This is a genomic window from Empedobacter falsenii (assembly GCF_019308355.1).
Lineage (GTDB): Bacteria > Bacteroidota > Bacteroidia > Flavobacteriales > Weeksellaceae > Empedobacter > Empedobacter falsenii_B.
This window is the reverse complement of the sequence record NZ_JAAGKM010000001.1, coordinates 1-14,319: the sequence shown is the minus strand read 5'-3', so window position 1 is coordinate 14,319 and position 14,319 is coordinate 1. Positions and strand designations below refer to the sequence as shown.

Annotated in this window: 13 protein-coding genes; 9 read left to right on the top strand and 4 right to left on the bottom strand. The window is 31.6% G+C overall.

The window, feature by feature from the left end; genetic code table 11:
* The first annotated feature begins 1 nt into the window (after position 1).
* From G0Q09_RS00065 to G0Q09_RS00055, 3 genes are all read left to right on the top strand, one after another.
* Positions 2 to 1,363: a pyridoxal-phosphate dependent enzyme gene (locus G0Q09_RS00065; RefSeq protein ID WP_219033580.1), complete on the top strand. Its 1,362-nt coding sequence runs from the start codon at positions 2 to 4 to the stop codon at positions 1,361 to 1,363.
* Positions 1,364 to 1,393: 30 nt separating this feature from the next.
* Positions 1,394 to 2,122, top strand: coding sequence for an LPS export ABC transporter ATP-binding protein (gene lptB, locus G0Q09_RS00060; protein ID WP_038334673.1), 729 nt, complete (start codon positions 1,394 to 1,396; stop codon positions 2,120 to 2,122).
* 161 nt (positions 2,123 to 2,283) lie between these two features.
* A complete protein-coding gene (locus G0Q09_RS00055; protein WP_219033579.1) occupies positions 2,284 to 3,063 on the top strand; it encodes a polysaccharide deacetylase family protein in 780 nt (259 codons plus the stop codon).
* Between the two features lie 31 nt (positions 3,064 to 3,094).
* Here the strand turns inward: G0Q09_RS00055 and G0Q09_RS00050 are convergent, their stop codons facing one another.
* The 3 genes from G0Q09_RS00050 to G0Q09_RS00040 all read right to left on the bottom strand — a co-directional run bounded on the left by G0Q09_RS00050 (position 3,095) and on the right by G0Q09_RS00040 (position 4,241).
* Entirely contained in the window at positions 3,095 to 3,334 is a 240-nt protein-coding gene (locus G0Q09_RS00050) for a hypothetical protein (RefSeq protein WP_038334521.1), read from the bottom strand.
* A 127-nt stretch (positions 3,335 to 3,461) separates the two neighbouring features.
* On the bottom strand, positions 3,462 to 3,980 hold the full coding sequence (locus tag G0Q09_RS00045; protein ID WP_115001357.1) for a nucleoside 2-deoxyribosyltransferase domain-containing protein: 519 nt from the start codon (positions 3,978 to 3,980) through the stop codon (positions 3,462 to 3,464).
* A gap of 126 nt (positions 3,981 to 4,106) precedes the next feature.
* A complete protein-coding gene (locus tag G0Q09_RS00040; protein WP_219033578.1) occupies positions 4,107 to 4,241 on the bottom strand; it encodes a 30S ribosomal protein THX in 135 nt (44 codons plus the stop codon).
* A 153-nt stretch (positions 4,242 to 4,394) separates the two neighbouring features.
* Between G0Q09_RS00040 and G0Q09_RS00035 the strand changes: the two genes are divergently transcribed.
* From G0Q09_RS00035 to G0Q09_RS00025, 3 genes are all read left to right on the top strand, one after another.
* Positions 4,395 to 4,550, top strand: coding sequence for a hypothetical protein (locus tag G0Q09_RS00035; protein WP_185144078.1), 156 nt, complete (start codon positions 4,395 to 4,397; stop codon positions 4,548 to 4,550).
* Between the two features lie 2 nt (positions 4,551 to 4,552).
* The gene (locus G0Q09_RS00030; RefSeq protein WP_219033737.1) at positions 4,553 to 5,758 is read left to right on the top strand and encodes a metallophosphoesterase family protein; all 1,206 of its coding nucleotides are present in this window, start codon (positions 4,553 to 4,555) and stop codon (positions 5,756 to 5,758) included.
* Positions 5,759 to 5,830: 72 nt separating this feature from the next.
* On the top strand, positions 5,831 to 8,872 hold the full coding sequence (locus G0Q09_RS00025; protein ID WP_125348796.1) for an AAA family ATPase: 3,042 nt from the start codon (positions 5,831 to 5,833) through the stop codon (positions 8,870 to 8,872).
* Between the two features lie 73 nt (positions 8,873 to 8,945).
* On the opposite strand, the gene G0Q09_RS00020 is transcribed toward G0Q09_RS00025, so the two are convergent.
* Positions 8,946 to 10,025 carry a TerC family protein gene (locus tag G0Q09_RS00020; RefSeq protein WP_219033577.1) on the bottom strand — a complete coding sequence of 360 codons (1,080 nt, stop codon included), beginning with the start codon at positions 10,023 to 10,025 and terminating at the stop codon, positions 8,946 to 8,948.
* 111 nt (positions 10,026 to 10,136) lie between these two features.
* Between G0Q09_RS00020 and G0Q09_RS00015 the strand changes: the two genes are divergently transcribed.
* The 3 genes from G0Q09_RS00015 to bshA are packed head-to-tail and all read left to right on the top strand — an operon-like array spanning position 10,137 to position 14,178.
* The gene (locus G0Q09_RS00015) at positions 10,137 to 11,891 is read left to right on the top strand and encodes a glycoside hydrolase family 3 protein (protein ID WP_257467962.1); all 1,755 of its coding nucleotides are present in this window, start codon (positions 10,137 to 10,139) and stop codon (positions 11,889 to 11,891) included.
* Positions 11,888 to 13,018 (top strand): serine hydrolase domain-containing protein, encoded by a 1,131-nt coding sequence (locus tag G0Q09_RS00010; protein WP_219033736.1) that lies wholly within the window; start codon positions 11,888 to 11,890, stop codon positions 13,016 to 13,018. Before G0Q09_RS00015 ends, G0Q09_RS00010 begins: the two co-directional genes overlap by 4 nt.
* A gap of 23 nt (positions 13,019 to 13,041) precedes the next feature.
* Positions 13,042 to 14,178, top strand: coding sequence for an N-acetyl-alpha-D-glucosaminyl L-malate synthase BshA (gene bshA / locus G0Q09_RS00005; RefSeq protein ID WP_219033575.1), 1,137 nt, complete (start codon positions 13,042 to 13,044; stop codon positions 14,176 to 14,178).
* Positions 14,179 to 14,319 lie beyond the last annotated feature (141 nt).

Below are 14,319 nucleotides of genomic sequence, written 5' to 3'. Positions count from 1 at the left end.
AATGAAATACGCAAACAATATATTAGAAACGATTGGGAATACACCTTTGGTTAAAATTAATAAGATTACAAAGGATTTACCATGTACAGTTTTAGCAAAAGTTGAATATTTTAACCCTGGTCATTCTTGTAAAGATCGTATGGCGTTAAAAATGGTTGAAGATGCCGAAAAAGATGGTCGTTTAGTTCCAGGAGGTACAATTATCGAAGGTACTTCTGGTAACACAGGAATGGGATTGGCTTTGGCTGCTGTGATCAAAGGTTACAAATTAATTTGTGTGATTACAGACAAACAATCGAAAGAGAAAATGGATATTTTGCGAGCTGTTGGTGCAAAAGTTGTCGTTTGTCCTACAGATGTTGAGCCAGATGATCCACGTTCTTATTATTCAGTTTCGAAACGTTTGGCAAAAGAAACGCCGAATGGTTGGTATGTAAATCAGTACGATAATCCATCGAATGCACAAGCGAATTATGAGCAAACTGGACCGGAAATTTGGGAACAAACAGAAGGAAAAGTAACGCATTTTATTGTTGGAGTTGGAACTGGAGGAACAATTTCAGGCGTTGGAAAATACTTAAAAGAAAAAAATCCTAACATTAAAATTTGGGGAGTTGATACGTATGGATCAGTTTTCAAAAAATATAAAGAAACCGGAATTTTCGACGAAAACGAAGTGTATTCTTATGTAACAGAAGGAATTGGTGAAGATATTTTACCTGAAAACGTAGATTTTGATATTATTGATGGATTTACAAAAGTGACTGATAAAGATGCAGCGGTTTATACGCGTCGTTTAGCTTTAGAAGAAGGTTTGTTTGTAGGAATGTCTTCGGGATCTGCGATAAAAGGATTGTTGCAAATGAAAGACGAATTCGGACCAGATGATGTTGTAGTGGTTTTATTCCACGATTCAGGTTCTCGTTATGTAGGAAAAATCTTTAATGATGATTGGATGCGTGATAGAGGATATTTGGACGAAGAAATCAAAACGGCTGTAGATTTAATCAAAGAACATGTCGATAAGCCTTTGGTTACGGTTCGTACAGAGGAATTGGCCTCTCATGCAATTGATCGTATGCGTCGTTTCAAAATTTCTCAAATTCCAGTAACGGACGTGAATGGAATTGTTGGTTCTTTGGATGAATCAGATTTGTTTCAAGCATTTTTAGAAGATAGAAATGTTGCTGAAAAACCTGTTCACGAAATAATGGGAAAACCATATCCAGTCGTAAAAGCAGGAACATCTATCGAAGAAGTTTCGAAGTTAATTACAAAGGATAATCAAGCTGTTTTAATAGAATTAGAAAACGGAAAATATCATATCATCACAAAATATGATATTATTAACTCGATTAAATAACAAAAATCCTATCTTTGAAGCGATATGGGAATTGTATTAAAAGGTCAGAATTTAGTAAAAGATTACGGTAAAAAACATGTCGTAAAAAATGTGTCTTTTCAAGTAGAACAAGGAGAAATTATTGGATTATTAGGACCAAATGGTGCTGGTAAAACGACTTCTTTCTATATGATTGTTGGTTTAGTAAAGGCTACGCAAGGAAAAGTTTTTTTGGATAAACAAGATATCACAAGTGATGCGATGTACAAACGCGCGCAAAAAGGTATTGGATATTTGGCGCAAGAAGCCTCTGTTTTTCGTAAACTTTCTGTAGAAGATAACATCAAATCTGTTTTACAATTCACGAAACATTCCAAAAAAGAACAACAAATGCGTACAGATGCTTTGATTGAAGAGTTCTCGTTAGAGCATGTTCGTAAAAATCGTGGTGATTTACTTTCTGGAGGTGAGCGTCGTCGTTGCGAAATAGCACGTTGTTTGGCAACAGAACCTAATTTTATTTTATTAGATGAGCCTTTTGCTGGAGTTGACCCTATTGCGGTTGAGGATATTCAGAAAATTGTACGTTCGTTAAAAGATAAAAATATCGGAATCTTAATTACCGATCATAATGTATCGCAAACGCTTGCAATTACCGATAAAACATATATTATGTTCGAAGGTAAAATCTTGAAAGAAGGTTCGCCAGAAGAATTAGCAAATGATGAAGATGTTCGTCGCGTTTATTTAGGTGAAAACTTTATGTATCAGCAGATATAAATTACACTATAGTATTTTCTAAACCACTCAATTTTGAGTGGTTTTTTTGTTTTAAATCACTTCAAAATGATCTAAAATTAAGATTTGCTTAATTTTAAAAATTTCTCATTTTAGCAGTTACTTTTTCGATATATTTAAGTACTAAAACTTACTGATAAAGAATGCTAAAACTTAATTATTATTTTATTTGCTTAATTTCAATTTTTGTGTTGAATAGCTGTACACACGAAGAAGATGCGATAAAAGAACCAAAAAAATCTACAAATAGAGCAGGAGTGGTGCTTACGTTTGATGATGATTATGTGGACGAATGGTTCAATGCGAATATAAAATTGAAACAATACAATTGGAAAGGAACGTTCTATGTAACGCATTTTGATAAGCTTTCGGAGAGTCAAATACGTGAGTTAACTTATCTGCAACAAAACGGAAATGAGATTGCTGCGCATGGTTTAAATCACGTTCATACAACAAAGTATATAAAAGAATTTGGAGGAAAAGAATTTATTGATAAAGAAATCGCTCCAATGCTAACTTTGATGAAAAACAAAGGTCTTGATGTAACCGATTTTTCTTATCCTTATGGCGATCGAAGTGTAGAATCGGATCAATTACTTTTCAATCATTTTAAAACATTAAGAGGAACAACTTATGGAAACGAAGCGCCTAATTTTCAGAACTGTTATTATCAAAATAAACCGTTATTTTTTGGTTTAGGAATCGATAATAGTTACGCGCATTTTAGTGTGCCTTATTTTATTTCGTTGTTGCAATATGCAAAAGATAACAATAAGATAGTCGTTTTTTATGCGCATAAAACAGTTGCAAAAGCAAGTAATAATTATGAAACTGAATTTAAAACCTTAGAAGAGATTTGCAAGTTTGTGAAGAATAATGATATGAAGTTTTATACGGTTAATGACTTACAAAAATTGAAATAAAAAAATGCTCAAATTCTTGAGCATTTTTCGTTTATTCTATAAAAAGTAAATCTCCTTTTTGGTTAACAGCTTCTTTGAAATAAAGATAAACATCTTGTATATCAAAACGTCTAAAATTGATTGCATTAGAAATATTTTGCTCAGGAAGTTGATAAATCATTTCAAAATTTAACATGCTACCAAAACCAGAACTCTCGATTTTTTCGACCAAAATTCCTAAAGATTCTAATCGTTCAATCAACCGATTAATTTCCAAATCATTATGTTTCATAATCTCTAAAACTTACTATTAAAGCGGTTTCAAAGCTAAAACATAAATTTTTAAAATAAGATTTTGAGAAATAAAATTATATGTTAAACCTTTCATGTTTCAACTTAAATCTCTCTTTTTTAATTATTTATTTTAGATTATTTTTTAAATAATCTAACACATTTTCTATTGAATCAAATTGTTTTACACCATATTTTTCTGCTGTAATATCAACATTCCCTTTTCGCCAAAAACCATCTGGACAAATCACCAAAAGTTTTCCACTTTTTGCATACAATCCCATTTCCAACAAACTAATCGGACTTTTAGAATCTTTTCCAAAAAACATAATAATATAGTCTGCTTTTTCCAATGCATTCAATTCCCACTCCACTTGTTTGCGAAATTCGGGCTCTTCTTTCACAGGCTTCCAAGCAGTATTCCAATCATCACGACGAGGATTTAGCAGGATGACTTTTTCATTTTTCAGTTCTTTTGAAACTTTCGCTTGCCAATCTTCAGAATTTCCCATATCAATCGTTCCTCCTAAAAATATCTTTGTACGTTGATCATTTTTAGGAAGTTCATTCGGTGATTTTATTTCAAGAGATTGAGCAAAAATTGTAGTATTCAATAATAGAAATAAGGCAAATAAAATTGCTTTCATGTTATTTTTGTTTCGGCAAATATAATGAGGTTGTTGATTTTGTATTCAATGACTTTTGTTAGAATGTCTAAAAATTCAATAAAATAAAAAAGCTGAAAATCAATCCTGATTTTCAGCTTCAAAAAATTACTTTTTAGCTTTTTTGGTTGGTTTTTCTTCAACAACATCTTCCTCATAATAATACTTATGTCTCGGACGTTTTACACCATAAGAGCCATTCACAATTTTTCCTCTTCTCGATTTTTTATCGCCTTTTCCCATTATAAATGTTTTAAAATTAATAAATTCGATTACTTTCTAGCCAAGTTAATAATTTCAATTTAGTTGGACAAAAGATTTACAATTCTTTATCATTTAATCTAACTTTGCGACATCATTTGGCGTGGAGAAAAATTAATTTTAAACCAAATAGAAATGAGTAGAAATACAGATGCAAATAAAAAAGCGCATAAGAAAAAGTTAGATCAAAAGAAACGTAAAGCGCAAGAAGCCGAAGCTGAACGCAAAGCTCGATTGAAAGCAATCAATCAACGATTTAATGATAAAAATAAACCAGAAACGGAAGAATAATGATAAAAATTCTACATACAGCCGATTGGCACTTGGGCAAAAAATTGGATAGTTTTTCGCGATTAGAAGAACAAATTTTAGTGATGAACGAGATTATCGAAATTGCAGATCAACAACAAGTCGATTTGGTACTTATTGCGGGCGATTTATTTGATAATTTTAATCCAAGTGTGGAAGCTGTAGAATTATTTTATAAAACATTAAAAAGACTTTCGAATAACGGAAAACGTCCTGTTGTAGCGATTTCTGGTAATCACGATTCTCCAAGTTTGATTGATGCGCCAGATCCGTTGGCACGCGAATGTGGAATTATTTTGATTGGTTATCCAAATGCAAAAATTCAGGAATTTGAATTAAATGATTTCAAAATTTTAAAATCTGTAGAAGGAATGATTGAATTGAAATTAAATTCTTTCGATTACCCGATTCGAATTATTCATACGCCTTATGCAAACGAAATTCGTTTGAAACAATATTTTGGAGAGAATAAAGAAGATGCATTGAATGAAGTTTTAGCGACAAATTGGAAAAATATTGCGGATGAATATTGTGACGAAAATGGTGTTAATTTATTGATAGCACATTTGTATATGAACCAAAAAGGTGCTGAAATTTTAGAGGAACCAGAAGGCGAAAAACCGATTAAAATTGGAAATGCAGATATGATTTTTTCCGAAGCTATTCCGCCTCAAATTCAATATACAGCGCTTGGACATTTGCATGGTTTTAAGAACATCGGAACAGAAGAAAAACCTGTTGTGTACAGCTCTTCGCCTTTGTGTTATAGTTTTTCCGAAGCTGGTCAAACCAAGTATGTTTCGGTAATAGAAGCAGAACCAAATAAAACTATTTCTTATCATAAAATTGAATTAAAGCATGGAAAACCGCTTATTCGAAAAACTTTTGATGATATAAATTTAGCTGTAGAATGGTTGAATGAAAATCAAAATGCGTTGGTTGAATTGATTTTAGAAAGTGATTCTTTTTTGAAAGCTGATGAACGAAAATTGATTTATCAATCACATGATGGAATTATTCATTTGATTCCGAAAGTTAAAAATCAAGAGATTGAAACAGTCGAATATAAGTTTGCAGATCAAACAAAAGATATGAAAGAATTGTTTGCAGATTATTTCAAATCGAAGAATGGAAATCAAGAACCAAACGACGAAATAAAGGATTTGTTTAACGAAATTTTGAATAGTTAAATTGATTATTTTTTGAAGTTATATTATGATATCAAGAAATCTTATCCTTAATCTAAACCTTAAACTTAAAAAATGATTCCAGTAAAATTAACCATAGAAGGACTTTATTCGTATCAAGAACGTCAAACAATTGACTTTTCTGAATTAACAGAAGCAGGATTATTTGGAATTTTCGGGAATGTAGGTTCCGGAAAATCGTCAATTTTGGAAGCGATTATGTACGTTTTGTATGGCGAAACAGAACGTCTAAATTCCAAAGATAAGCGTGCTTACAATATGATGAATTTGAAATCGAATTTGGCATATATCGAGTTTGATTTCTATAATTTTGAACAAAAATTATTCAGAGCAACACGTGAATTTAAAAGAAATTCGAAACGTTTTGAAGATGTAAAATCGCCAATAGTTGTTTTTTATGAACAAAAAGACAATGAATGGATTCCGCTTAATCATTCGAAAGCAGAAGAAATAATTGGGTTGAGTTACGAAAATTTCAAACGAACAATTATTATTCCGCAAGGGCAATTCAAGGAATTTATTGAGTTGGGTGCAAAAGATCGAACACAAATGATGAAGGAAATTTTTGGACTTCATCGTTATGATTTACAAGATAAAGTTGCAGCTTTAAATTCTCAAAACTTAACGAATTTGAATCAACTAGAAGGGAAATTATCTGGATTTGAAGAAGTTTCGGAAGAAAAAATAAAAGAGCTTGAAGAAAATTTGATTGAGCAAACAAAAGTTACCAATCAAGTTCAAGAAGAATATAATCAAATGAATGAATCATTTCAACGTTTAAAAGCGTTGAAATCAGATTTTGAGACTTTAAAACAAAAGAAAATTGATTTTGAAAAAGTTTCAGTTCAGAAAAATGAAATGGATCAACGAAAACTTGAAATTGAGCGCTATGAATTGATTTTTAATGCGTTTTCTCAACTTTTAGAAAATCATAAAAAACTTTCAAATCAGATTGAAGAAAAGTCAATTTCAGTTGAAAATCAACAAAAACAACTGACTTTAATCGAGAATCAAATCAAAGAAATTTCGAACCAAATTGAAGCGATTAAAACTGATTATGAAACTTTACCAATAAAACGAAAAGAAGAAACAGATTTAGAATTAATAGTTCAAATTTTAACTTTTTCAGAGGAGATAGAAAAGTTAAAAGTAAGAACAGCAAAAGGTTTGAAAGAAGTTGAAGAGGTTCAGAAAAATGAACAGAAAATTGAAGCTTCAATCAAATTATCTGAAAAAGAAGTCAAAACTTTAGCTGAGTCAAAAATAGATGCGCAAACATTGATGGAGGTTGGAAATTGGTTTGTTCAGAATCAAAATTTGCAACAATCTATTCAGAAACAACAAACTAAAATAGATGAGCAAAAGCAACAAATTAATGTTTTCGAAGCTCAATTCAAAACAGATAATATTGAAATTTCAAGTTTTGAAAATTGGTTTAGTTCTGAATTTGAAAAGCTTGAATCAACTAAAAAATCAATTGAAAAACAGAAAAATGAATTAGAAGTTCAGCAAAAGTTGGTTCATTTTGCACATAATTTACACGAAGGTGAATCTTGTCCGCTTTGTGGCGCTTTAGAGCATCCGAATATTGTTGAAATTGATGATATTTCCACGAAATTTGAAGTTGTAAATAATGAATTAAATCAAATTGATGAAAAGTTAAAATCGCTTCAGAAAAAACAAAATGAAGTTCAGAAAATGATTGATCAAAAACAGTTTATTGAAAAACAAATTGCACAAGAAAATCAAGTTTTGAATGATCTGAAAATTGAACAAGAAAATCATATGAATTTGTTTGTTTGGAAAGATTTTGATTCGAAAAATGTTGAATTATTTGAAGAAAAAAAGAAAGCAGCTATTGCTTTGGACAAAACAATTTCGAATAAAAATAAAGAGATTGAAACTTTTCGTGAAACTTTAGAGAAAGAACGTGAATCTGTTGAAAAATATAAAAATGCTTTAGAAAAATTTAGATTAGAAGAAGCTGAAAAAGCTTCTCAAATCAAGCAAAATCAAGCAAATTTGAAAGTCTTGAAATTTGAAGATTTTCAAAATCAAACAACAGAAAATGTGCTTCAAAATTTGAATGATTTAAAGTTAAATAATACAAAAATTGAACAAGATTATATTCAATTTACAGACAGTTTAAATCAATTGAATCCAAAATTAGCTTCTCAAAAAACTTCAATTGAATTAGTTGAAAAACAACTTATTGAGTTAAAAGAAGAGTTGGCTATTAATCAAAATCAAATAGAAAAAGCATTAGAAAAATATCAAATACAAAACATTGAAGAGGTTCAATTTGTTTTAAATCAGAAATTTAATGTTTCTCAAATCAGAAAAGAGTTGGAAGATTTTCGAATTTTGTATGAAACGTTGAAAAATTTAATTCATGAATTAGAGCAAAAATTATCGGAAGTTTCTTTTGATGAAACGATTTATAAAATACAAGAAGAAAAATTGATTTTTGTGATAAATCAATTGAAAGAAGCTACTGAAGTTGTTACTAAAATAAAAACTGAAATTGAGCGATTGAATAAATCTTTTACAGAAAAGAAAGATTTGTTAATTGAATTGGAAAAGTTGAAAAAGCGAGCGGCTAATTTACAAACGATGCGAAATTTGTTTAATTCAGCAGGATTTGTGCAATATGTTTCGTCAATTTATTTGAAACAATTATGTGATAACGCAAATGTGAGATTTCATCGAATGACGAGAAATCAATTGAGTTTACAAATGAATGACAACAATGATTTTGAGATTATAGATTATTTGAACGAAGGTCGTTCACGTAGTGTGAAAACGCTTTCTGGAGGACAATCTTTCCAAGTTTCGTTGAGTTTGGCTTTGGCTTTGGCAGAAAGTGTGCAAACAAATGCGAAGTCGGAAAAGAACTTCTTCTTTATTGATGAAGGTTTTGGAACGCAAGACGCAGATGCGGTAAATATCGTGTTTGAAACGTTGATGAGTTTACAAAAAGAGAACCGAATTGTCGGAATTATTTCTCATGTTGACGAATTAAAAGATCGAATTCCAGCTGCGCTACAAATCACAAAAGATGAAGAAAAAGGTAGTTTGATAGAAGTTGTTTCGTAAGGTATAATGATTATAAAATAAACCCCAAGATTGAATTTAATCTTGGGGTTTATCATTATATGAAGATAATAATCTATTCCTTAACCTCTGATTTATTCGAAATTAACGACCAAATAATTGTTATTAATAAAACTCCACCAATTATTGACAATGAAATAGTCGATTCGAAATGATAGAATGGCATAATAATCATTTTAATTCCGATAAAACTTAAAATAATCGCTAAGCCGTAATGTAGTTTATTGAATTTATCCATTGAATTTGCCAACAAGAAATATAATGAACGAAGTCCTAAAATTGCAAAAATATTAGATGAATATAGAATAAAAGGATCGTCTGGAGCAACAGCGAATATAGCAGGAATACTATCTACAGCGAAAACCAAATCAGTTACTTCAATTACCATTAAAGCGACGAAAAGTGGTGTTGCCATTTTAATTCCGTTTTGAACAGAAAAGAATTTATCTCCATCAAAATTCGGTGTAACTTTAAAGAATTTGTGTACCAATTTAACACCAAAATTTTGTGATAAATCTTGATTTTCATCATCATCACTTGATTTCCAAGATTTGATTCCGGCGACAATTAAGAAGAAACCAAACAGTGTTAAAACGACATTTGGACGGAAGAATTGTTTTGCTTCAAAATTTGCATGAGTTGCTTCATCACCAAGATTAAAGTGCCAATCTCCAATAGAAAAAGATGGTAAATAAGTCATTTTAATTAATTCAACACCTGCAAAAATAAAGATTGCTCTAAAAAGAAGAGCACCTAAAATTCCCCAAAAAAGGACTTTATGTTGATATTCTTTTGGAATTTTAAAGAATCCAAAAACGAGTATGAAGACGAATAAATTATCTACGGATAAGGCTTTTTCTATCCAATACGCCGCCTGGAATTGCGAAAATTTATTGATGGCAAATGCATGTCCATCTGCTTCTTTAAAAACGAAATAAATCACTCCACTAAAAATCATCGCCAAGGAAATCCAAACGATAGTCCAAGTAAGCGCTTCTTTGTTCGAAACCACGTGCGCATTTTTATTAAAAACACCTAAATCAAGTAGTAACATAATAATTACTGCAACCCCAAAAACAGTTATTAGTCCAGGATGATTCAACATGCTATCCTGTACAACACTGAAAATACTCATATAAATTTATTTAATTTGACAATTTACTATAAATTTACCAATCCTAACTTGATTGGCCTTTAAAAAATGTTTCTAAAAAAGAAAAAACAAGCAAAATTAATTTATTCCGGAATGAAAAGAGTAATCGCATACGTATTCTTAACAATTATTTTACCTATAGCTTCGAAAGCGCAACACGTTTCGCCATTGTACAAAGATTCTATTCAGATGAAATGGGTGAATGAGAAGTATAATTCAATGTCATTGGAAGAAAAAGTAGGTCAGTTATTTATCGTTGCAGCCTATACAAATAGAGATGTGGTGCATGAAAATGATATTCAAAAATTAATTGAAGAAGAACATATCGGAGGATTAATTTTTATGCAAGATCAAGCGGCTCATCAAATTGAGTTGACAAATAAATTTCAATCTATTTCTAAAATTCCATTGTTAATTGGAATGGATGCAGAATGGGGATTGGCAATGCGTTTGAAAGGAGTGGAGCGTTTTCCTTGGAATATGACGCTTGGTGCTCTACGCAATAATAAGTTGGTGTATCAAGTTGGAAAACAAATTGGTATACAAGCGAACAGAATGGGTGTTCAGTTTAATTTTTCACCTTCAGTTGATGTCAATGTTAATCCAAATAACCCAATTATCGGGAATCGTTCTTTTGGTTCAAATCCAGATCGAGTTGCAGAAAAAGGAATTGCTTATATGGATGGAATGCGTGCGCAAAACGTATTATCGTCTGCAAAACATTTTCCTGGACATGGAAATACAGATCAAGATTCGCACAAAGTTTTGCCGTTGATTCCAGATAATAAAGCAGATTTAGAGAAATATCACATTGCACCTTTCAAGAAAATGATTGATGAAGGTGTACAGTCAATTATGGTGGCGCATCTAAATGTTCCAGCTTTAGAACCAGATCCAAAAATACCTTCAACTTTATCTAAAAATATTATTACAGATTATTTGAAAGGAGAATTACAATTCAAAGGAATTGTGATTACAGATGCGTTGAATATGGATGGTGTAGCAAAAATGTTTCCTGCTGGTGATGTAGATTATAGAGCATTTGTAGCGGGAAATGATATTTTATTGTTTTCGCAAAATGTACACGTTGGGAAACAAAAAATTATTGATGCAATAAATAAAGGTCAGATTTCTGAAGCACGTTTAGAAGAAAGTGTGAAGAAAATTTTGATGGCAAAATATATTACAGGTTTAAATGAAATAAAAACTTTAAATTCTGCAAATGTTTTAGAAGATTTAAATTCTCCTGAAAATCTAGCGTTAACAACTAAAATTTTTGAGAAAGCTTCGACAGTTGTAAAGAATGAACACAAACTTTTACCAATTAAAAAATTGAATCAAAAAATAGCTTTTGTTCCGCTTGAACAAACAGATTATGATCAATTTTTGACACATTTACAAAAATACGCTAATGTTGAATTGGTGAAGATTTCAAATCCAAATCAAATCAATTTATTGAATGATTATGATGTGATTATTTCTGGAGCGTTTTTATCGAATGAAACGGTTTATAAACCTTATAAATTGTCAGATAATTCGAAAGCAATTTTGAAAGCGTTACCAAAAGACAAAAAGAAAATCTTTTCGTTATTCACAAGTCCTTATGGTTTGAAAGATCTTGATTTATCAAATTTGGATGCGGTTACAGTTCATTATCAAAATACAAAAGATGCACAAGCAGCTGCTGCACAAGTTATTTTTGGAGCAATTGATGCAGATGGAACGTTTCCAGTAGATATCAATCAAAATTTGAAAGAAGGACAAGGAATTGTAACAAAACACATCAAACGTTTAGGATTTACTGCACCTGAAAATGTGAATTTAGGAAAAAAAAACTCTCAGAAATAGATAAACTTGCCGAAGAAGCAATTGCAAATCATTACACGCCTGGAATACAAATTCTAGTCGCAAAAGACGGGAAAATCGTGTATGATAAAAGCTTCGGAACACAAGATAAAAATTCTTCAAAAAAAGTGAAGTGGACAGATTTATATGATGTCGCTTCGGTAACAAAGGTGACGGCAACGTTGCCTTTGTTGATGTTGGAGGTAAACGAAGGAAAATTAAACCTCGATCAAACAATTGGAGAAATTGACAATGAAGCGAAGAATTCGAACAAATCTTCTTTAAAAATTCGTGAAGTATTAGCGCACCAGGCTGGTCTGAAACCTTGGATTGGCTTTTATAATGAAACGGTCAATGTAAAAAATGCGCGATTATATTTAGATTTCTATTCGAGAAAGCAAGACGAAGAACATCAAATAAAAGTTACGGATAACATTTATATCATCAATTCTATAAAAGATACGATTTACGAAGATATTTATAAATCATCTTTAGGTCGTAAATCATATGAATACTCAGATTTAGGTTATTATATTTTCAAGAAAAAGTTAGAAAAGGATTTTGGAAAAGATCTGAATCAACTGACACAAGAGAAATTTTATCAATCATTAGGAATGTATCGCACAACGTTCAATCCAAAGGAAAAATTTAGTTTAGAAGATATTATTCCAACCGAATATGACAAAACCTACAGAAATCAACTCGTTCATGGTTTTGTGCACGACCAAGGCGCTGCAATGATGGGCGGAATTGCGGGGCATGCTGGTTTATTTTCCAACTCGATTGATTTGGCAAAATTGATGCAACTATATTTGAATGGTGGCGAATATGGTGATGAGGTTTATTTGAAGCCAGAAACGGTGGCGGAATTTACCAAACAACAATTCAATGGCAATCATCGTGGAGCTGGTTTTGATAAAATGCAAACTTCATCTAAAATAGGTCCATCAGCCGAAAGTTTTGGTCATACAGGTTTTACTGGAACGATGGTTTGGGCTGATCCTAAATATAATATAGTATACATTTTTCTTTCGAATCGTGTCAATGAAACTGTCGAGCCAAATTATCTTTCGATTAAAAAAGTGCGAGAAAATATTCGACAAGTTATTTATGAAGCAATTTTACCTTAAATTTGTCTAAATAAAAATCGCGAATGAAAATAGGAATTGTATGCTATCCAACCTATGGAGGGAGTGGAATTGTGGCAACAGAACTGGGAATGGATTTAGCGGAAAAAGGTCATGAAGTACATTTTTTTAGCACAAATGTTCCTGCGAGATTAAACATCAAATTACCAAATATATACTTTCATCGAATTCATGTCGAAACGTATCCATTGTTTCAATATCAGCCATACGATTTGGCGTTGAGTACAATTTTGTATGATAAAGTTTTGCATTACGAATTAGATTTGGTTCATGTACATTATGCGATCCCGCATGCGTATGCGGCGTATTTTACGAAACAAATGTTGGCGCGAAAAGGCTATAAATTACCAATTGTAACAACGTTGCACGGAACAGATATTACGTTGGTGGGGAAACATCCTGTGTATAAAACGGCTGTTGAGTTTTCGATCAATGAATCGGATGCTGTAACGTCAGTTTCCGAAAGTTTGAAACAAGATACTTTACAAGCATTTGACATTACAAATGAGATAGAAGTTGTGCCAAATTTTATTGATAACGATCAATATTTGCCAGAGAAATGTGTGTGTTGTCGTGATAATTTTGCGCAACCAAAAGAGAAGGTGATTTTGCATACTTCTAACTTGAGAAAAGTTAAACGTATTGAAGATGTAATTGGAACGTTTAATTTGATTCAGAAACAAATTCCATCGAAATTGATTATTGCTGGAGAAGGTCCTGAATGGGATATGGCGGATCAAATGATTCAAGAATTTGGAATTCAAGATAAAGTGAAAAGTCTTGGAATGGTAAGTGATTTGAATGATGTCTTGAAAGCAGCAGATTTATTCCTTTTACCATCCGAACAAGAAAGTTTTGGTTTGGCAGCGCTTGAAGCTATGGCGGCAAGTGTTCCAGTTATTTCGTCCAATGCAGGCGGAATTCCAGAAGTAAATATTAACGGAGTCACTGGTTTTGTTTGTCCTGTAGGAGATATCGAAATGATGGCAGAAAAAGCAATCTATATCTTAGAAGATGACAAGCGTTTGGCAGAATTTAGTCATCAAGCAAAAGAACAAGCGATACGATTTGATAAAACGAATATTCTTCCGCAATACGAAGAACTTTATCGCAAAGTCATCGCAAAATCTAAAATCGGGTAAATCCCGATTTTTTTAAGGACTGTCTCTTAAAGTGTGTAAGTTCAAAAATTAAGCTTGGGTTAGGTTCTACTTTTTAGAGTCTAACCCTTTCTTGATATAGGATTAAAAATTGATCAATAATAACTCCCCAGTTTCTTACTG

Bases quoted from the DNA above. Each gene is read 5' to 3' on its own strand.
- G0Q09_RS00035 (WP_185144078.1), top strand. From the start codon at position 4,395: ATGAGTAGAAATACAGATGCAAATAAAAAAGCGCATAAGAAAAAGTTA.
- G0Q09_RS00055 (WP_219033579.1), top strand. From the start codon at position 2,284: ATGCTAAAACTTAATTATTATTTTATTTGCTTAATTTCAATTTTTGTG.
- G0Q09_RS00050 (WP_038334521.1), bottom strand. From the start codon at position 3,334: ATGAAACATAATGATTTGGAAATTAATCGGTTGATTGAACGATTAGAA.
- bshA (WP_219033575.1), top strand. From the start codon at position 13,042: ATGAAAATAGGAATTGTATGCTATCCAACCTATGGAGGGAGTGGAATT.
- G0Q09_RS00015 (WP_257467962.1), top strand. From the start codon at position 10,137: ATGAAAAGAGTAATCGCATACGTATTCTTAACAATTATTTTACCTATA.
- G0Q09_RS00020 (WP_219033577.1), bottom strand. From the start codon at position 10,025: ATGAGTATTTTCAGTGTTGTACAGGATAGCATGTTGAATCATCCTGGA.
- G0Q09_RS00065 (WP_219033580.1), top strand. From the start codon at position 2: ATGAAATACGCAAACAATATATTAGAAACGATTGGGAATACACCTTTG.
- G0Q09_RS00045 (WP_115001357.1), bottom strand. From the start codon at position 3,980: ATGAAAGCAATTTTATTTGCCTTATTTCTATTATTGAATACTACAATT.
- G0Q09_RS00025 (WP_125348796.1), top strand. From the start codon at position 5,831: ATGATTCCAGTAAAATTAACCATAGAAGGACTTTATTCGTATCAAGAA.
- G0Q09_RS00040 (WP_219033578.1), bottom strand. From the start codon at position 4,241: ATGGGAAAAGGCGATAAAAAATCGAGAAGAGGAAAAATTGTGAATGGC.